A 19,379-nucleotide genomic window follows, 5' to 3' on the forward strand; every position below is an offset into this window, starting at 1 on the left:
CAGGCAGACGGCCAAAGACCGTCGCCTTTGCCATGCACCTTCTGAGAATTCGCATGCAAACTTTTTTCATCGCGCCCACCGATTTTGGAGTGGGTCTGACCTCCATCAGCCTCGGGCTGGTGCGTACGCTGGAACGGGCTGGCCTCAAGGTCGGCTTCTTCAAACCCATAGCCCAACCTCACCCCGGTGACACCGGCCCCGAGCGTTCCACCGAACTGGTGGCGCGCACCCATGGCCTGAAACCGCCACAACCCCTGGGCCTGGCCCATGTGGAGCGGATGCTCGGCGACGGCCAGCTGGATGAGTTGCTGGAAGAAATCATCACCCTCTACCAGCAGGCGGCCATCGGCAAGGATGTATTGATCGTCGAAGGCATGGTGCCGACCCGCAGTGCCAGCTACGCCGCCCGGGTCAACCTGCACCTGGCAAAAAGCCTGGATGCGGAGGTGATCCTGGTATCCGCCCCGGAAAACGAAGTGCTCACCGAGCTGTCCGGACGGGTCGAGTTGCAGGCCCAGCTGTTCGGCGGCCCGCGGGACCCGAAAGTGCTGGGGGTGATCCTCAACAAGGTGCGCACCGACGAAAGCATGGAGGCGTTTTCCGCGCGCTTGAAGGAACATTCGCCCTTGCTGCGCAGCGGCGACTTCCGCCTGCTGGGCTGCATTCCCTTCCAACCGGAACTGAACGCGCCGCGCACCCGTGACGTAGCGGACCTGATGGGCGCCCAGGTGCTCAACGCCGGCGACTACGAAAGCCGGCGCATGACCAAGATCATCATTTGCGCCCGCACCATGCGCAACACCGTGGAACTGCTCAAGCCCGGCGTGCTGGTGGTGACCCCGGGCGACCGTGACGACATCATCCTCGCCGTGAGCCTGGCGGCCATCAACGGCGTGCCCCTGGCCGGCCTGCTGCTGACCAGCGACACCCTGCCCGACCCGCGGATCATGGAGCTCTGCCGGGGCGCCCTGAATGCCGGCCTGCCAGTGCTTTCGGTGAGCACCGGGTCCTACGACACCGCCAACCAGCTCAATGGCCTGAACAAGGAAATTCCCATCGATGACCGCGAGCGCGCGGAAATCATCACCGACTTCGTCGCCAGTCATCTGGACGCCAACTGGCTGCACCAACGCTGCGGCACCCCGCGGGAAATGCGCCTGTCGCCGGCAGTGTTCCGCTATCAGTTGATCCAGCGCGCCCAGCAGGCCAACAAGCGTATCGTCCTGCCTGAAGGCAGCGAGCCGCTGACCGTGCAGGCCGCCGCCATCTGCCAGGCCCGGGGCATCGCCCGCTGCGTGCTGCTGGCCAAGCCCGAGGACGTGCACGCGGTGGCCCGGGCCCAGGGCATCGAACTGCCCGAAGGCCTGGAGATTCTCGACCCGGACCTGATTCGCCAACGCTATGTGGAGCCCATGGTGGCCCTGCGCAAGAGCAAGAGCCTCAACGCTCCCATGGCCGAGCAGCAGCTGGAAGATCCGGTGGTGATCGGCACGGTGATGCTGGCCCTGGATGAAGTCGATGGCCTGGTTTCCGGGGTCATCCACTCCACCGCCAACACCATCCGCCCGGCCCTGCAGTTGATCAAGACCGCGCCGGGCTGCAGCCTGGTGTCCTCGGTGTTCTTCATGCTGTTCCCCGAGGAAGTGCTGGTGTATGGCGACTGCGTGATGAACCCGCACCCCAGCGCCAGCGAGCTGGCGGAAATCGCCCTGCAGAGCGCCGACTCGGCAGCCGCCTTCGGTATCACCCCGCGCGTGGCGATGATCAGCTACTCCAGCGGCGACTCGGCCAGCGGCGAGGAAGTGGAGAAAGTTCGCGAAGCCACTCTGCTGGCCCACGAAGCCCAGCGTTCGCTGCTGATCGACGGGCCGTTGCAATACGACGCCGCGGCCAACGAAAACGTCGCCCGGCAACTGGCCCCCAACAGCCAGGTCGCGGGCAAGGCCACGGTCTTCGTGTTCCCTGACCTCAACACCGGCAACACCACCCACAAGGCGGTGCAACGCAGCGCCGATTGCGTGAGCCTGGGGCCGATGCTGCAAGGCCTGCGCAAACCGGTGAACGACCTGCCCCGGGGCGCCCAGGTGGACGACATCGTCTACACCATCGCCCTTACCGCGATTCAAGCCGCCAACCGACCTATGGATGTCTAAATGCTGGAATTCCTACCTGCCGTGGTGCGCGGAGTCATCGCCTCGCTCCTGTTGGCGCTGAACACCATCCTGCTGTGCTCGTTCCTGTTCTGCGTGGCGTTGGTCAAGGCCCTGCCGTTCGCCCTCACCCAGCGCTTGAGCCTGTGGCTGATGAACCACACCCACGAAGCCTGGATCAGCAACAACAAGGCCTGGATGCAGTTGGTATGCCGTACCCGTTGGCACGTGCAGGGCCTGGAAGGCCTGGATTACCAGCACTCCTACCTGGTCACCAGCAACCACCAGAGCTGGGTCGACATCATGGTCCTGCAGTACGTGCTCAACCGGCGTATCCGCCCGCTGAAGTTCTTCCTCAAGCAGGAGCTGATCTGGGTGCCGGTGATTGGTCTGGCCTGGTGGGCCCTGGGCTTTCCGTTCATGAAGCGCTACTCCAAGGCGTACCTGGAGAAGCACCCGGAAAAGAAAGGCAAGGACCTGGAAACCACGCGCAAGACCTGTGCGAAGTTTCGCAACAACCCGGTGGGCATCTTCAACTTCGTCGAGGGCACGCGCTTTACCGACGCCAAGCACGCCCAGCAGCAATCGCCGTTCCGCTACCTGCTCAAGCCCAAGGCCGGCGGCATCGCCTTTGTCCTGGATGCAATGGGCGAGCAACTGCAGTCGATCATCGATGTGACCATCCACTACCCGGCGGGCCGCCCCGGTTTCTGGGACCTGCTGTGCGGCAGGGTCAAGGATGTGGTGGTGCGTTTCGAAGAGGTGCAGATCCCGGCGCAGTTCCTTGGCAAGAACTACGAGCAGGACACGGCCTATCGCCAGGAATTCCAGGGCTGGATCAACCAGCAGTGGCTGGACAAGGATGCGCTGCTCGAAACGCTGCATCGGGAGTATCCGGCAAGACCCTGAGGGCCTTTTCGCTGGCAAGCCAGCTCCTGCGGTCCTGCACCCTACTTACCGGCGAACGCTATCTGAAGCGCACAAAAAAGCCCGCAGCCGATCACTCGGCTGCGGGCTTTTTGCTACGGCTTAGATCGCGCCGCGGCTGCGCAACAGGTCCAGCACCTGCTTGACGCTTTCTTCCAGCGACAGCGACTGGGTGTCGATCACCAGATCGGCATTGAGCGGCACGTCATAGGGGAAGGACTCGCCCGGGATGTTATCCCCGCCGGCCGCGTACAGGCCCTGCGGATCACGCTCGGCGCACACCGCAGGAGATGCCTGGACGTAGACCGTCAGCAGACGCTCCTTGCCGATCAGGTCCTTGGCCTGCTCGCGCCCTTCGGCACTCGGTGCCACGAACGCCGCCAGGGTCAGCAGCCCGGCTTCGTTGAACTGACGGGCCACATGGGCCGCGCGCCGCCAGTTCTCGGTACGCCCGGCACGGTCCTGGGGCAGGCCCTTGTTCAGGTCATGCCGCAGGTTCTGGCCATCGAGCACATACACCGCGCGCCCCATGTCGAACAGCTTGCGCTCGACCGCGTAGGCCAGGGTGCTCTTGCCCGCGCCCGACAGGCCGCTGAACAGCACGGTAGCCGGTTGCTGGCCGAAACGCTGGGCACGCTCTTCGGTGGCTACATGAGCCAGCTTGCCGTGTTGGCTGGCGCTGCCATGGGCCACCGGCCGGGCGATGATCATGCCGGCGCCGACGGTGCCGTTGGTCAAGCGGTCGATGACGATGAAAGCACCGGTGGTGCGATTGCTTTCGTAACCATCCAGGGCAATCGGCGCGTCGAGGCTGATCTTGACCTTGCCGATCTCGTTCAGTTGCAGCGCGCTGGCCGCGCCCTCTTCCAGGGTGTTCACATCGACCTTGTGATGGATGCTGGCAATCGAGCCCGGCACATAGCTGGTGGCGCGCTTGATGTCGTACTTCTTGCCCGGCAGCATCGGCTCTTCGGCCATCCATACCAGCATGGCTTCGAAGCTGTCGGTGACCGGCGGCACGTTGTCGGCATGCACCAGCAGGTCGCCGCGGGAGATATCGATTTCATCTTCCATGGTCAGGGTCACGGCCTGGCCCGGGCCGGCCTGCTCCAGTTCACCTTCGAAGGTGACAATGGACTTGACCCGGCTGCTCTTGCCCGACGGCAATACGACGATCTCGTCGCCCTTGTGCACGATGCCGCTGGCCAGGGTGCCGGCAAAACCACGGAAGTTCAGGTTCGGACGGTTGACGTACTGCACCGGGAAACGCAGGTCGGTGAAGTTGCGGTCGCCGGCCACTTCCACGGTCTCGAGGATTTCCATCAGCGACTGGCCGGTGTACCAGGGCGAGCGCTCGCTCTTGTTCACCACGTTGTCGCCCTTGAGCGCCGACATCGGCACGAAGTGCAGGCTGGTGGGCTGCAGCTTCAGGCCCTTGGCGAACTTCAGGTAGTCGGCCTTGATCGATTCGAACACGCCTTCATCGAAGTCCTTGAGGTCCATCTTGTTGATGGCCACGACGATGTGCTTGATGCCCAGCAGGGAGGCGATGAAGCTGTGGCGACGGGTCTGGGTCTGCACGCCGTAGCGGGCGTCCACCAGGATGATCGCCAGGTCACAGGTGGATGCACCAGTGGCCATGTTGCGGGTGTACTGCTCATGGCCGGGGGTGTCGGCGATGATGAACTTGCGCTTGGCGGTGGAGAAATAGCGGTAGGCGACATCGATGGTGATGCCCTGCTCACGCTCGGCCTGCAGGCCGTCGACCAGCAACGCCAGGTCGATGTCGTCACCGGTGGTGCCGACCTTCTTCGAGTCCCGGGTGATGGCTTCCAGATGGTCTTCGTAGATCATCTTCGAGTCGTGCAGCAGGCGCCCGATCAGGGTGCTCTTGCCGTCGTCGACGTTACCGCAGGTCAAGAAGCGCAGCAGCTCCTTGCGTTCGTGCTGGCCCAGGTACGCGAGGATGTCCTCGCTGATCAAATCAGATTGATGCGACATGACAGCCCCTTAGAAATAACCTTGACGTTTCTTGTCTTCCATTGAGCCGGCGCCATCGTGGTCGATGACTCGGCCCTGGCGCTCGGAAGTTCGCGTCAGGAGCATTTCCTGGATGATGTCCGTCAGGCTCTCGGCCTCGGACTCCACCGCGCCCGTCAACGGGTAGCAGCCAAGGGTACGGAAACGTACTTTCTTTTTGACGATGCGGGCTTTCTCTTCATCGGACAGATGCTCGAGGATGCGCTCGTCATCGATCATGATCAGGGTGCCGTTCTTCTCGATCACTTCACGCTCGGCGGCGAAGTACAGCGGCACGATCGGGATGCCTTCGAGGTAGATGTACTGCCAGATGTCCAGCTCGGTCCAGTTGGACAGCGGGAACACACGGATCGACTCGCCCTTGTTGACCTTGCCGTTGTAGACGTTCCACAGCTCGGGGCGCTGGTTCTTCGGGTCCCAGCGGTGCTTGCTGTCGCGGAACGAGTAGACGCGCTCCTTGGCGCGGGACTTCTCTTCATCGCGGCGGGCACCGCCGAACGCGGCGTCGAAACCATGTTTGTCCAGAGCCTGCTTGAGGCCCTCGGTCTTCATGATGTCGGTGTGCTTGGCACTGCCGTGGGTGAAAGGGTTGATGCCCTGGGCCACGCCATCCGGGTTGACGTGGGTGATCAGGTCCAGGCCCAGCTCTTCGACCATGCGGTCGCGGAACTTGTACATTTCCTGGAATTTCCACTGGGTATCGACGTGCATCACCGGGAACGGCAGCTTGCCGGGGAAGAACGCCTTGCGAGCCAGATGCAACATCACGGCGGAGTCTTTACCGATGGAGTACAGCATCACCGGGTTGTCGAACTCGGCGGCCACCTCGCGGATGATGTGGATGCTTTCCGCCTCCAGCTGTTTCAGATGCGTCAGTTTGTCGACCATGGCTACTCACGAAAGCTTTCTTATGGACGGCCATCGGGCCGTGTTCGAGCGGGGCATGCTAGCACAGCGACCTGCTTCTAATCAGGGAGCCAACTAGAACGAAACGGTATATGAATATACCGCTCCGTTAGGCCCCAGGCGCCGCTCTGCAGGAGCTGGCTTGCCAGCGAAGGCGCTTTCAAGCGCACCTTCGGGCTGACCGGCAAGCCGGCTCCTGCCGGGGGTCAGATGGGGTTGGGGCAGTCGATGAACAGGTGCTCCAGGGCGAAGCGCCGAGCCAGGTAGTCACCCAGGGCCTGGACGCCATAACGCTCGGTGGCGTGATGGCCGGCGGCAATGAAACTGATGTCGTTTTCCCGGGCACTGTGGAAGGTCTGCTCCGAGGCTTCGCCACTGAGGTACAGGTCGACGCCGGCCTGCACCGCCTGGTCGATATAGCCCTGGCCGCCACCGGTGCACCAGCCGACCCGACGGATCATCTCGCTGCCTTCGATCAGCAGCGGCTCTCGCCCCATTGCCTCTTGCACCCGGCGGGCAAAGTCCCGCGCGGTCATCGGCTCGCTGAGGGAACCCACCAGGCCGACGACCTTGGGGTTTTCCGGGTCCAGCGGGCCTTCCACGGTGATGTCCAGCTGACGGGCCAGTTGCACGTTGTTGCCCACTTCCGGGTGCAGGTCCAGGGGCAGGTGATAGGCCAGCAGGCTGATGTCGTGCTTGAGCAGGGTTTTCAGCCTACGCTGCTTCATGCCGGTGATGCAGGGGTTCTCGCCCTTCCAGAAGTAGCCGTGATGCACCAGCACCAGGTCGGCCTTGGCCTCCACCGCAGCGTCCAGCAACGCCTGGCTGGCGGTCACGCCACTGACGATGCGCATCACCTGCGGGCGCCCTTCGACCTGCAGGCCATTGGGGCAGTAGTCGGCAATACGTGAACTGCCCAGGTAGCGGTCCGCTTCTTCCACCAGTGTGCTCAGGGCAACGGCCATAAAAGACTCCTAAATATCCCGTTCAGAGGCACGCGCGGCCTCGTATAATGCGCGACATTATGGGCCGTGCGCAGCCCTTCGTAACCACCCAGGACTTGCTCAATGCTCAAGGCTCTGCGTTTTTTTGGCTGGCCGCTACTGGCCGGCGTGCTTATCGCGTTGTTGATTATCCAGCGCTACCCGCAATGGGTGGGCCTGCCCAGCCTCGACGTCAATCTGCAGCAAGCCCCGCAAACCACCAGCACGCAACAGGGGCCGGTGTCCTACGCCGACGCCGTGGTGATCGCCGCGCCCGCGGTGGTCAACCTGTACACCACCAAGGTCATCAACAAGCCGGCTCACCCGCTCTTTGAAGACCCGCAGTTCAGGCGCTTTTTCGGCGACAACCTGCCCAAGCAGCAGCGCATGGAATCGAGCCTGGGCTCGGGGGTGATCATGAGCCCCGAGGGCTACCTGCTGACCAACAACCATGTGACCTCCGGTGCCGAGCAGATCGTGGTGGCCCTCAAGGACGGCCGCGAGACCCTGGCCCGGGTGATCGGCAGCGATCCGGAAACCGACCTGGCGGTGCTCAAGATCGACTTGAAGAACCTGCCTTCGATCACCGTCGGCCGTTCGGAAAACGTCCGCGTCGGCGACGTCGCGCTGGCCATCGGCAACCCGTTCGGGGTCGGCCAGACCGTGACCATGGGCATCATCAGTGCCACCGGGCGCAACCAGCTGGGCCTGAACAACTACGAAGACTTCATCCAGACCGACGCCGCGATCAACCCGGGCAACTCCGGTGGCGCCCTGGTGGACGCCAACGGCAACCTGACCGGGATCAACACTGCGATCTTCTCCAAGTCCGGTGGCTCCCAGGGCATCGGTTTTGCGATCCCGATCAAGCTGGCCATGGAAGTGATGAAGTCGATCATCGAGCACGGCCAGGTCATCCGCGGCTGGCTGGGGATCGAAGTGCAACCCTTGACCCAGGAGCTGGCAGAGTCCTTCGGCCTGGCCGGGCGCCCGGGAATCGTGGTGGCGGGGATCTTCCGCGACGGCCCGGCGCAGAAAGCCGGGATGCAACTGGGTGACGTGATCCTCAGTATCGATGGCGAACCTGCCGGCGACGGCCGGCGTTCGATGAACCAGGTGGCGCGGATCAAACCGACGGACAAAGTCTCGATCCTGGTCATGCGCAACGGCAAGGAACTCAAGCTGACGGCAGAAATCGGCCTGCGACCACCGCCCGCGCCCGTCAAAGAAGAAGAGTGAAGCTGGGCCCGGCCATGCCGGGCTAACAGCATACATTCTCATTAGTCATGTTATATTGTTTCAATATCGCTATTGGAACAGCCCCATGACGTCCCGAAGAATCCTCCCCTTGGCAGGCCTGACCCTGGGCCTGCTGGCAGATCCGCTGCTGGCCAAAGAACCTGAGCCGCTGGAACTTGAAACCACCCGTATCAGCACCGAATACGAATCCGCCACGGGCCCGGTCAAGGGCTATCGGGCCACACGCTCGGCCAGCGCGACGAAGACCGATACGGCGATCCGCGACATTCCCCAATCCATCAGCGTGATCCCCGCCAGCGTGCTCAAGGACCTGGGCAGCAACAACGTCGAACGCGCCCTGGAGTTTGCCGGCGGGGTTTCCAAGCAGAACAACTTCGGCGGCCTGACCCTGTATGAATACAGCGTGCGCGGCTTCACCACCTCGGAGTTCTACAAGGACGGCTTCAGCGCCAACCGCGGCTACCCCAGCACCCCGGACGCCGCCACTGTCGAGCGCATCGAAGTGCTCAAGGGGCCGGTCGCCAGCCTCTACGGCCGTGGCGACCCCGGCGGCACGGTGAATATCGTCACCAAGAAACCCCAGCCCGAAGCCTTCGCGACCTTGCAGACCAGTGCTGGCAGCTGGGACCGCTACCGCACCGCCCTGGACCTCAACACCCCGCTGGATGCCCAGGGTAACCTGCTGTCCCGGGTCAACCTGGCCGTGGAGGACAACCACAGCTTTCGCGACCACGTGGACAGCCGCCGGGTGTTCGTCGCGCCCTCCTTAAGCTGGCAGTTGAACCCGGACACCAGCCTGCTGCTGGAAAGCGAATGGGTGCGCCACAGCTCGACCTTCGACCGTGGCATCGTGGCCCCGAACAATCGCTGGAGCGGCGTCTCCCGCTCGACCTTCCTCGGCGAACCCGATGACGGCAACATCGACAACCACAACAACATGCTCCAGGCCACCCTGGAACACCACCTCAATGACAGCTGGAAACTGCGTCTGGCCAGCCACTACAAGGAAGGCAAGCTCTGGGGCTTCGCCTCCGAAACCCGACCGCTGAACGCCGACCGGCACACGGTCAACCGGCGCTACCGCGAGCGGGACAACAACTGGCATGACAGCATCACCCAGCTGGAACTGCGCGGCCTGTTCGACCTCGGCAGTTGGCAGCATGAACTGCTGATCGGCAGCGAATACGAGATCTACCGCAAGAACGAGCGGGTCACCAGCATTGCCGGCGGCGCCTATGCCATCGATATCTACGACCCGATCTACGGTCAGGCCAAGCCCAACGGCAAACGCTCTGGCACGGACTTTTTCGAGCATGTCGAAAGCCAGGCCCTCAACCTGCAGGACCAGATCATCTTCACTGATCGCCTGCGAGGCATGGTCGGCGCCCGCTTTGAACACTTCGAGCAAAAGATCGACGACCACACCACCGGCAAGCGCAGCCGCCAGAACCACGATGCCCTGACCCAGCGCGCCGGCCTGCTCTACCAACTGACCCCGCAGGTGGGGCTGTTCGCCAACGCCTCCACCTCGTTCAAGCCCAACAATGGGCTGGATGCGGGCGGCAAGACCTTCAAGCCCGAGGAAGGCGTTGGCTATGAAGTGGGGATCAAGAGCGAGCTGTTCGACGAGCGCTTGAGCGCCACCCTCGCCGCCTTCCATATCGACAAGGAAAACGTCCTGGCCCTGGACCCTGGCACCGACTCCAGCCGCGCCATGGGCAAGGCCCGCAGCCAGGGCTTCGACCTGCAGTTCAGCGGCCAGTTGACCGACGCGGTGCGCGTGATAGGCGCCTATGCGCTGATTGATGCGCAAGTCACCAAGGGCGACCCGGCAATCCCCGCCGGCAGCCGCATTCTCGGCGTGGCCAAGCACAGCGCCAGCCTGCTGGGGGTCTATGAATTCCAGGACGGCCGGCTCAAGGGCTCGGACATCGGCGCAGCCCTGACCTATGTCGGCGACCGCTCGGGCGAGGCCGGAGGCAGCTTCGAGCTGCCCGCCTACCGCACCCTGGACCTGCTGGCCCACTACAAGGCCAGCGACAACCTGACCCTGGGCCTGAACCTGAACAACCTGTTCGACGAGAAGTACTACGAACGCTCCTACAGCAACTACTGGGTCAATCCCGGCGAACCGCGCAATTTCACCCTCAGCCTCACACTCAACCTGTAGAAGAGAGCCGCCATGCACAGCCTCAAATCCATCGCCCTGCTGGGCCTGCTCGCCACACTGGGCGCCACCCAGGCCTCGGCCCACGGCCTGTGGACCGAACAACGACGCGGCAATATCGAAGTGATCTACGGCCACGGCGCCGAAGACGACGCCTTCAAGGCCAAGAAAATCAGCGGTGCCTGGGCCTATGACGGCGCGGCCAGAATGATTCCGGTGAGCGTGCAACGCCTGGCGGACCATGCACGCCTGCAACCGCTCAAACCGCCGGCGGTACTGGCCGTGGCACTGGACAACGGCCCCTGGTCGCAAACCGCGGACAAGCGCTGGGTCAACCAGGGTCGCAGCAAGGTCCCGGGGGCCATCGCCTCGACTCACACCTACAAGTACAGCCTGGCGATCTATCAACCGGGAGCGAAGCTGCCCAAGCTGGAACAGCTCAAGCTGGTGATCCTGCCGGAAGTCGACCCGCTGACCGTCGGCCCGGGCAAGAACCTGCCGGTGCGGGTGCTGCTGGATGGGAAGCCGGTGGCCGGGGTGAAGTTGATTGGCGATTACCGCAATGCACCGAGCACCCTGAGCACCGAGACCGATGCCCAGGGACGTGCCCAAGTGCTGGTGAGGAACGAAGGCTTGAACGTGATTGCCGCAGAGCTGGAGGTAGCGCTCAAGGACAACCCGGATGTGGCCTCACGCGGCCTGTTCAGCTCCCTGACCTTCCTCGGCGAGCCGCACCACGAATAAAGGTACGGCCACCTCGGAAGCCAGGCGCCTGGACTACAGCTCGCCCAGGCCGTCGATCAGCGCCTGGTTCTGTTCCTGTGTGCCGATGCTGATCCGCAGGAACTGAGCGATCCGCTGCTGCTTGAAGTGGCGCACTATCACCCCTTGCTCGCGCAGCTTGGCCGCCAGGCCGGCTGCGTCGTGCCGCGGGTGGCGGGCAAAGATGAAGTTGGCCGCCGACGGCAGCACTTCGAAGCCCTTGGCCTGCAACTGCGCCACCACCCATTCGCGACTGTCGATCACTTGCTGGCAGGTCTTGGCAAAGTACTCGCGGTCCTCGAAGGCCGCCGCCGCTCCGACGATCGCCAGGCGATCCAGCGGGTAGGAGTTGAAGCTGTTCTTGACCCGCTCCAGGGCCTCGATCAGATCCGGGTGCCCTACCGCCAGGCCCACTCGCAAGCCGGCCAGGGAGCGCGACTTGGACAGGGTCTGGGTCACCAGCAGGTTCGGGTAGCGATCCACCAGGCTGATGGCGGTCTGGCCGCCGAAGTCGATGTAGGCCTCATCCACCACCACCACGGAATCCGGGCTGGCCTTGAGGATCTGCTCCACCGCATCCAGGGCCAACAGGCAGCCGGTGGGCGCATTCGGGTTGGGGAAGATGATCCCGCCGTTGGGCCTGGCGTAGTCGGCCACGCGGATCTGGAACTGCTCGTCCAGCGGCACCGCTTCGTGCTCGATGCCGTACAGGCCGCAATACACCGGGTAGAAGCTGTAGCTGATGTCCGGGAACAGCAGCGGTTTTTCCTGCTGCAGCAGGCCATGGAAAATGTGCGCCAGGACTTCGTCGGAACCGTTGCCGAGGAACACCTGGTTACCCTGCACCCCGTAGTAACTGGCCACCGCCTGCTTGAGCAGGTCACTGTTGGGGTCCGGGTACAGGCGCAGGTTGTCGTTGAGTTCGGCCTGCATCGCCGCCAGGGCCCTGGGCGACGGGCCATAGGGGTTTTCATTGGTGTTGAGCTTGACCAGCTTGGTCAGCTTGGGTTGTTCGCCCGGCACGTAGGGCACCAGGTTCTTGACGAACGGACTCCAGAATTTGCTCATGTTCATTGCCCCTGATCTTGGTCGTCGACGATGCGGTATTCGGCGCTGCGGGCGTGGGCGGTCAGCGACTCGCCACGGGCCAGTACCGAGGCGGTGCGGCCCAGTTCAGAGGCGCCCTGCTCGGAGCAGAAGATGATCGACGAACGTTTCTGGAAGTCATACACCCCCAGCGGCGACGAGAAACGCGCGGTGCCGGAAGTCGGCAGCACGTGGTTCGGCCCGGCGCAGTAATCCCCCAGCGCTTCGCTGGTGTGGCGGCCCATGAAGATCGCCCCGGCGTGGCGGATCTGCGGCAGCCAGGCTTGCGGGTCGGCCACGGACAGCTCCAGGTGCTCGGGGGCAATGCGGTTGGCCACTTCAATGGCTTGCTGCATGTCGCGGACCTTGATCAGGGCTCCACGGCCATTGATCGAGGTGTTGATGATTTCCGCGCGCTCCATGGTTGGCAGCAGCTTGGCGATGCTCGCCGCGACTTTATCCAGGAACTCGGCATCCGGGCTGACCAGGATCGCCTGGGCGTCTTCGTCGTGCTCGGCCTGGGAGAACAGGTCCATGGCGATCCAGTCCGGATCGGTCTGGCCGTCGCAGACCACCAGGATCTCCGACGGGCCGGCGATCATATCGATGCCGACCTGGCCGAACACGTGGCGCTTGGCGGTGGCCACATAGATATTGCCCGGGCCGACAACCTTGTCCACCTGGGGCACGCTTTCGGTGCCGTAGGCCAGCGCGGCCACGGCCTGGGCGCCGCCGATGGTGAACACCCGATCGACCCCGGCGATGCAGGCGGCAGCCAGTACCAGTTCGTTGACCTCGCCACGCGGGGTCGGCACCACCATCACCACCTCGGTAACGCCCGCCACCTTGGCCGGAATCGCGTTCATCAGCACCGACGACGGGTAGGACGCCTTGCCCCCCGGTACGTAAAGCCCGGCGCGGTCCAGCGGCGTGACCTTCTGGCCCAGCACCGTGCCGTCGGCCTCGGTGTAGGTCCAGGAGTCCTGTTTCTGCTTCTCGTGGTAGCTGCGCACCCGCGCCGCGGCCTTTTCCAGGGCTTCGCGCTGGGCCACGGTGATCCGGGTCAGGGCCAGCTCCAGGCGCTCGCGCGGCAGGATCAGGTCTGCCATGGAGGCCACTTGCAAGCCGTCGAAACGCTGGGTGAACTCCACCAGCGCCGCATCGCCGCGCTCGCGCACGGCCTTGATGATGTCCAGCACCCGCTGATTGACCGAATCGTCAGAGACACTTTCCCAGCTCAGCAGATGATCCAGATGACGGGCGAAATCCGGGTCGGCAGCGTTGAGTCGGCGAATTGCAGTCGGAGCGGTCATAGCGAAGGCCTCAATGATTGGCGAATGCACAAAAGGGCAAGCTTGGATTTGCAAAGCTCAGGCGCCGCAAGACTACCAAGCCATCCGCGTGGGCACCTGAGCATTCTGGCTATGACGCGGATAGATGGGCGCGGCTCAAGGCCACGCATGTGAATCAGCCGCGGTGTCGCGATTCCACTGCCTTGCGCAGGGTATCGATCAACGCCTGGATACGGGCGTGCTGCATCTTCATCGATGCCTTGTTGACCACCAGGCGGGAGCTGATGGTAGCAATCAGTTCCTGGGGTTCCAGGCCGTTGGCCCGCAGGGTATTGCCAGTGTCGACCACGTCGATGATCTTGTCGGCCAGGCCGATCAGCGGTGCCAGCTCCATGGAACCGTAGAGCTTGATGATGTCCACCTGACGACCCTGCTCGGCGTAGTAGCGCTTGGCTACGTTGACGAACTTGGTGGCCACGCGCAGGCGGCCCTTGGGTTCTGCGGCGCCAATGGCACCGGCAGTCATCAGCTTGCACTGGGCAATCTGCAGGTCCAGTGGCTCATACAGGCCCTGGCCGGTGTATTCCATCAGGACGTCCTTGCCGGCCACCCCGAGGTCGGCAGCGCCATGCTCGACATAGGTCGGCACGTCAGTGGCACGCACGATCAGCAGGCGGACATCGTCCTGGGTCGTGGGGATGATCAGTTTGCGGCTCTTGTCCGGATTCTCGGTTGGCACGATGCCCGCTTCAGCCAGAAGCGGCAGCGTGTCGTCGAGGATACGGCCCTTGGACAGTGCGATGGTCAACATGAGTAACGTAAGTCCTTATGCGGCGACTGATGCCCGGACGCAAACGGCGCCAGACATGCGTCGAGCCTGAAGACAGGCTCGACGTGAAACAGGTTCGACTGTGGGCACCTCCCTGTGCCCGTCATGCAACTAGCCCGGTACGCGGCGGATCTTGGCGCCGAGCATCTGCAGCTTCTCTTCGATGCACTCGTAACCACGGTCGATGTGGTAGATGCGATCGATCAGGGTGTCGCCTTCGGCCATCAGGGCCGAGATCACCAGGCTGGCCGAAGCCCGCAGGTCGGTAGCCATGACAGGCGCGCCCTTGAGGATTTCGGTACCGGTAACGATGGCGGTGTTGCCTTCGACCTGGATCTTGGCGCCCATGCGGTGCAGCTCATAGACGTGCATGAAGCGGTTTTCGAAGATGGTCTCGATCACCGCGCCAGTACCTTCGGCAATCGCGTTCAGGGAAATGAACTGCGCCTGCATGTCGGTGGGGAACGCCGGGTACGGAGCGGTACGCACGTTGACCGCCTTGGGGCGCTTGCCGTGCATGTTGAGCTCGATCCAGTCGCTGCCGGTGGTGACTTCAGCGCCGGCTTCCTTGAGCTTTTCCAGAACGGCTTCAAGGATGGTCGGATCGGTGTCCTTGACCTTGACGCGGCCACCGGTGACCGCAGCGGCCACCAGGTAGGTGCCGGTTTCGATACGGTCAGGCATCACTTTGTAGATCGCCGAATGCAGGCGCTCTACGCCATCGATGGTGATGGTGTCGGTGCCGGCGCCGGAAATCTTCGCGCCCATGGCGATCAGGAAGTTTGCCAGGTCCACGACTTCTGGTTCGCGAGCGGCGTTCTGCAGCACGCTGCGGCCACGGGCCAGGGCTGCAGCCATCATGATGTTCTCGGTACCGGTCACGCTCACGGTATCGAAGAAGAAATTCGCGCCGCGCAGGCCACCCTCAGGCGCCTTGGCCTTGATGTAGCCGCCTTCGACGTCGATCACCGCGCCCATGGCTTCCAGGCCGCGGATGTGCAGGTCTACCGGACGCGAGCCGATGGCGCAACCGCCAGGCAGGGCCACTTCGGCTTCGCCGAAACGGGCAACCATCGGGCCCAGTACCAGGATCGAGGCGCGCATGGTTTTCACCAGCTCGTAGGGTGCCACCAGGGTCTTGATGGTACGCGGGTCGATTTCGACGCTGAGTTTCTCGTCGATCACCGGCTCGATGCCCATGCGACCGAACAGCTCGATCATGGTGGTAATGTCGTGCAGGTGCGGCAGGTTGGCCACGGTGACCGGGCCATCGCACAGCAGGGTTGCCGCCAGAATCGGCAGCGCGGAGTTCTTGGCCCCGGAAATGCGGATCTCGCCATCAAGGCGAACGCCGCCGGTAATAATCAATTTATCCATAACAGTCTCGACGCCCTTGGGCTCAGGTGCGCTCGGCCCAGGCCGCGCGGCTGAAAAATTTCATGGTGATCGCGTGGATGCTGCCATCGGCAATCCATGGATTCAAATGGGCATAGATGCTCTGCTGACGCTTCACCGGGCTCAAGGCCGACAGTTCGTCGCTAATCACGTTCAGCTGAAAGTTGCAGCCTTCGCCCTCAACTTCTACCTGAGCTCCGGGCAGCTTTCCCTCAAGAAAGCTCTTCACTTCGTTGGCCTGCATGCTCAACCTCAATCGGCGCCCTGTGCGCGCGGGTCGGACATCATACAAAAAAGCCCCGCGCCTGCGAACCCCGCATAGCAGGACTCTGACGGGGGGCTTCTATATAGAGATGTGGGTTATTGGGGATGGGCGAAGATTTCGGTGACTCCGGAGACCTCGGCGATCTCGCGCATGTCCTCGGGCAGCGCACGAACGCTCACCGCCTTGCCCAGTGCCTGGCCATCACGCATGAAGGCCAGCAGCAGCGCGAGTCCGACGCTGGAGGACTTCTCCACCGCCGAGCAATCGAGCACCAGCGCCGGTGCCTGGCTCGACTTGATCAGTGCCTGGCCCTGCTTGCGCAGGCCCGGGCCGCTGCGGTAATCCAGCACGCCGCTGATCAACAGTTCCCCGGCGTCACCGAGGCGCACGGCCGATTCACTCATTGCGCAGCCTTTTGTGCAGCGTCTTCGGTCACTTCCTTGGCCTTGGCCACCTCACCGGCCCAGCCGTCGATGGTCTTGTCCAGGTTGTTGCCATTGCGCTGCATCGCGTCGGCGAACTGATCACGGAACAGCTTGCCGATATTGATGCCGTTGATGATCACGTTACGCACTTTCCACTCGTCGTTGATCTTTTCCAGGGTGTAGGACACTGGGTAGATCGCGCCGTTGTTGCCCTTGACCTGCATATCGACGCTGGTGCGGGTGCCGCTTTCATCCTTGGCCGGAGAAACCGTGATGCCCTGGTTGTTGTACTCCAGCAAGGCATTGCCATAGAACTGCATCAGGCTGCGCTTGAAGTTTTCCTGGAAGCGCGCCATCTGCTCCGGCGTGGCCTTGCGCGAATACTTGACGGTCATGATGCTGCGGGAAATGCCATCGGCATCCACCACAGGACCGACGATGCTGTTCAAGGCATTGTAGAAGTCGTTCGGACTTTGCTTGTACTTCTCTTTATTGGCCGCCAGGTCAGCGAGCAGACGGGTGGTCGTGTCCTGCACCAGATCATGCGCGGAAGGCGTGCTTGCCGCGTTGGCCAGCAACGGCAGAGCCGCCAGCAGCACCAACAGGCCACGTCGCAAGATAGAGATCATCGAAAAACTCCTCATTTGGCGTCTTTGCTAACGGTATTGAGCAGGAATTTACCGATCAGGTCCTCCAGTACCAGCGACGACTGGGTGTCGTGGATGGTTCCACCATCCTTGAGCAAGGCTTCTTCCCCGCCCACGCTGATACCGATGTATTTCTCACCCAACAGGCCAGCAGTCAGGATAGATGCAGTGGAGTCAGTCGGCAGATTATCCACGCGCTTTTCCAATTGCATCGTTACCCGGCCAGTGAAGCTGTCACGGTCCAGATCGATCGCCGTGACCTTGCCGATGGTTACGCCGGCCATGGTCACTTTGGCTCTGACCGTCAAACCGGCGATATTGTCGAAGTAGGCGTAAAGTTTATAAGTATCGGTGCTCGCGGTTGGAGACAAGCCACTGACTCGCAGGGCAAGCAACAGCAAAGCCAGGATGCCGGCCAGCAGGAAAAGGCCGACACCGATTTCCAGGGTGCGGTTTTGCATCAGAAATCTCCAAACATCAAGGCGGTCAGAATAAAGTCCAAGCCGAGTACGGCCAACGAGGCATACACCACGGTCTTGGTAGTGGCACGGCTGATCCCCTCTGAAGTGGGCTCACAGTCATAGCCTTGGAAAACGGCGATCCAGGTCACTACAAACGCAAAAACAATACTTTTGATCACACCGTTGAGCACGTCACCACTGAAGGTCACGCTGTTCTGCATGTTCGCCCAGTAGGAGCCGTCGTAGACTCCCAGCCAGTCGACAGCGACCCACGAACCGCCCCAGATGCCCACCACGCTGAAAATCATCGCCAGCAATGGCAAGGAAATGAAGCCGGCCCACAGGCGCGGCGCAATGATGTACTTGAGCGGGTCGACACCGATCATCTCCAGGCTGGAGAGCTGCTCGGTGGACTTCATGTTGCCGATTTCCGCGGTCAGCGCCGAACCGGCACGCCCGGCGAACAGCAGCGCAGTCACTACCGGCCCAAGCTCCCGCAACAGGGTCAGGGCCACCATCTGCCCCACCGCCTGCTCCGAACCGTAGCTGGAAAGGATATTGAAGCCCTGTAGCGCCAGCACCATGCCGATGAAGATCCCGGACACGACAATGATCACCAGGGACATCACGCCCACTGAGTGCAGTTGCTTGACCAGCAGGCCAAAGCTGCCGCCGATGCCACCGCGGCCCAGCAGCGCATGGAACAGGAACAGCGTGGAACGCCCCAGTACCGCCAGGACATCGATGCCTGAGCGACCGAAGAGGCGAACCCTCTCGATTAGCGATATTTTGCGCATCAGCGCTTCCCCAGAAGATCTGCGCGGTAGTCCGTCGCTGGAAAGTGAAACGGCACCGGGCCGTCGGGATCGCCCTTCATGAACTGACGGATACGCGGATTATCGGAGTCCATCAGCTCTTCGGGAGTTCCCTGGCCCAACACCTGGCCATCGCCCACTACATAGAGGTAGTCGGCAATGCTCGCGGTTTCCGCCAGGTCGTGGGAAACCAGGATGCTGGTGATGCCCAGGGCATCGTTGAGCAGCCGGATCAGGCGCACCAGAACGCCCATGGCAATGGGGTCCTGGCCCACGAAAGGCTCGTCGTACATGAGGATCTGCGGATCCAGGGCAATCGCCCGGGCCAGGGCGACCCGGCGCTTCATGCCGCCGGACAGCTCGTCGGGCATCAGGTCGACCGCGCCGCGCAAGCCCACCGCCTGCAACTTGAGCAGGACGATGTCACGAATCATTTCGTCCGGCAGTTGGGTGTGCACCCGCAGCGGAAAGGCCACGTTCTCGAACACGTCCAGGTCGGTGAACAGTGCGCCGCTCTGAAACAGCACGCCCATCTGCTTGCGCGCGTCGAACAGATCGCTGCGCGATAGGCTCGGCAGATTCTGGCCATTGACCCACACTTCGCCGCTGCTGGGCCGCAACTGCATGCCCATCAAGCGCAACAGGGTGGTCTTCCCACAGCCGGAAGGCCCCATGATGCCGGTGACCTTGCCCCGCGGAATACGGATATCCACGTTATTGAAAATGCTGCGCGTACCGCGCTTGAAGGACAGTCCCTTCAGCTCGACCGCGTAGGCGTTATCGGCACTCATCTAAACTCCTTGCGATGCAGCCTATCACTCGGACGCTTGGCTCCCTGCCGGGAGTACATGCCCCTGGGCAGGCCGAACTGGCGGCGAACTATATCACTGCTGATACGGAGCCCCCAAGGCCGACGCCACCCCCGTTCAGGTCGACGACAGGCAAAAACCAGACTTTCCTCGCGCCCGG

Annotated in this window: 18 protein-coding genes; 5 read left to right on the forward strand and 13 right to left on the reverse strand. The window is 62.7% G+C overall.

The window, feature by feature from the left end; all coding sequences use genetic code 11:
• The first annotated feature begins 53 nt into the window (after positions 1–53).
• Both pta and BLS75_RS15990 read left to right on the forward strand, forming a co-directional pair.
• Positions 54–2,153 (forward strand): phosphate acetyltransferase, encoded by a 2,100-nt coding sequence (gene pta / locus BLS75_RS15985; protein WP_019096051.1) that lies wholly within the window; start codon positions 54–56, stop codon positions 2,151–2,153.
• Positions 2,154–3,059, forward strand: a complete 906-nt coding sequence (locus BLS75_RS15990) for an acyltransferase (RefSeq protein WP_011059291.1) — start codon at positions 2,154–2,156, stop codon at positions 3,057–3,059.
• Positions 3,060–3,179: 120 nt separating this feature from the next.
• Here BLS75_RS15990 and cysN read toward each other — a convergent pair whose 3' ends face one another.
• The 3 genes from cysN to BLS75_RS16005 all read right to left on the reverse strand — a co-directional run bounded on the left by cysN (position 3,180) and on the right by BLS75_RS16005 (position 6,988).
• A complete protein-coding gene (gene cysN, locus BLS75_RS15995; protein WP_072451266.1) occupies positions 3,180–5,078 on the reverse strand; it encodes a sulfate adenylyltransferase subunit CysN in 1,899 nt (632 codons plus the stop codon).
• Between the two features lie 9 nt (positions 5,079–5,087).
• A complete protein-coding gene (gene cysD, locus BLS75_RS16000) occupies positions 5,088–6,005 on the reverse strand; it encodes a sulfate adenylyltransferase subunit CysD (RefSeq protein ID WP_011059289.1) in 918 nt (305 codons plus the stop codon).
• A gap of 224 nt (positions 6,006–6,229) precedes the next feature.
• On the reverse strand, positions 6,230–6,988 hold the full coding sequence (locus tag BLS75_RS16005) for a Nif3-like dinuclear metal center hexameric protein (RefSeq protein ID WP_011059288.1): 759 nt from the start codon (positions 6,986–6,988) through the stop codon (positions 6,230–6,232).
• A gap of 102 nt (positions 6,989–7,090) precedes the next feature.
• Here BLS75_RS16005 and algW point away from each other — a divergent pair, with 102 nt between their 5' ends.
• From algW to BLS75_RS16020, 3 genes are all read left to right on the forward strand, one after another.
• The gene (gene algW / locus BLS75_RS16010; RefSeq protein ID WP_011059287.1) at positions 7,091–8,245 is read left to right on the forward strand and encodes a Do family serine endopeptidase AlgW; all 1,155 of its coding nucleotides are present in this window, start codon (positions 7,091–7,093) and stop codon (positions 8,243–8,245) included.
• An 85-nt stretch (positions 8,246–8,330) separates the two neighbouring features.
• Positions 8,331–10,436: a TonB-dependent siderophore receptor gene (locus BLS75_RS16015; protein ID WP_072451267.1), complete on the forward strand. Its 2,106-nt coding sequence runs from the start codon at positions 8,331–8,333 to the stop codon at positions 10,434–10,436.
• A 12-nt stretch (positions 10,437–10,448) separates the two neighbouring features.
• Positions 10,449–11,177, forward strand: a complete 729-nt coding sequence (locus tag BLS75_RS16020) for a DUF4198 domain-containing protein (protein WP_072451268.1) — start codon at positions 10,449–10,451, stop codon at positions 11,175–11,177.
• Between the two features lie 33 nt (positions 11,178–11,210).
• Here the strand turns inward: BLS75_RS16020 and hisC are convergent, their stop codons facing one another.
• The 10 genes from hisC to BLS75_RS16070 form a co-directional block, all read right to left on the reverse strand.
• A complete protein-coding gene (gene hisC / locus BLS75_RS16025; RefSeq protein WP_011059284.1) occupies positions 11,211–12,263 on the reverse strand; it encodes a histidinol-phosphate transaminase in 1,053 nt (350 codons plus the stop codon).
• A gap of 2 nt (positions 12,264–12,265) precedes the next feature.
• Positions 12,266–13,594 carry a histidinol dehydrogenase gene (gene hisD / locus BLS75_RS16030; protein ID WP_011059283.1) on the reverse strand — a complete coding sequence of 443 codons (1,329 nt, stop codon included), beginning with the start codon at positions 13,592–13,594 and terminating at the stop codon, positions 12,266–12,268.
• A gap of 154 nt (positions 13,595–13,748) precedes the next feature.
• The gene (gene hisG, locus BLS75_RS16035) at positions 13,749–14,384 is read right to left on the reverse strand and encodes an ATP phosphoribosyltransferase (RefSeq protein WP_011059282.1); all 636 of its coding nucleotides are present in this window, start codon (positions 14,382–14,384) and stop codon (positions 13,749–13,751) included.
• A gap of 129 nt (positions 14,385–14,513) precedes the next feature.
• On the reverse strand, positions 14,514–15,779 hold the full coding sequence (murA, locus tag BLS75_RS16040) for a UDP-N-acetylglucosamine 1-carboxyvinyltransferase (protein WP_011059281.1): 1,266 nt from the start codon (positions 15,777–15,779) through the stop codon (positions 14,514–14,516).
• Positions 15,780–15,801: 22 nt separating this feature from the next.
• A complete protein-coding gene (locus BLS75_RS16045; RefSeq protein WP_011059280.1) occupies positions 15,802–16,041 on the reverse strand; it encodes a BolA family protein in 240 nt (79 codons plus the stop codon).
• Positions 16,042–16,157: 116 nt separating this feature from the next.
• Complete coding sequence (locus tag BLS75_RS16050) at positions 16,158–16,466, reverse strand: STAS domain-containing protein (RefSeq protein ID WP_011059279.1); 309 nt, start codon at positions 16,464–16,466, stop codon at positions 16,158–16,160.
• Positions 16,463–17,116: an MlaC/ttg2D family ABC transporter substrate-binding protein gene (locus tag BLS75_RS16055; RefSeq protein ID WP_019093344.1), complete on the reverse strand. Its 654-nt coding sequence runs from the start codon at positions 17,114–17,116 to the stop codon at positions 16,463–16,465. The genes BLS75_RS16050 and BLS75_RS16055 overlap by 4 nt, the downstream gene beginning before the upstream one ends.
• A gap of 11 nt (positions 17,117–17,127) precedes the next feature.
• Positions 17,128–17,595: an outer membrane lipid asymmetry maintenance protein MlaD gene (gene mlaD, locus BLS75_RS16060; protein WP_011059277.1), complete on the reverse strand. Its 468-nt coding sequence runs from the start codon at positions 17,593–17,595 to the stop codon at positions 17,128–17,130.
• Complete coding sequence (gene mlaE, locus BLS75_RS16065) at positions 17,595–18,392, reverse strand: lipid asymmetry maintenance ABC transporter permease subunit MlaE (RefSeq protein WP_011059276.1); 798 nt, start codon at positions 18,390–18,392, stop codon at positions 17,595–17,597. The genes mlaD and mlaE overlap by 1 nt, the downstream gene beginning before the upstream one ends.
• On the reverse strand, positions 18,392–19,201 hold the full coding sequence (locus tag BLS75_RS16070; protein WP_011059275.1) for an ATP-binding cassette domain-containing protein: 810 nt from the start codon (positions 19,199–19,201) through the stop codon (positions 18,392–18,394). Before BLS75_RS16070 ends, mlaE begins: the two co-directional genes overlap by 1 nt.
• Positions 19,202–19,379: the final 178 nt, after the last annotated feature.

The sequence above is a fragment of the Pseudomonas sp. NFPP12 genome (assembly GCF_900103205.1).
GTDB classification, from domain to species: Bacteria; Pseudomonadota; Gammaproteobacteria; order Pseudomonadales; family Pseudomonadaceae; genus Aquipseudomonas; species Aquipseudomonas protegens.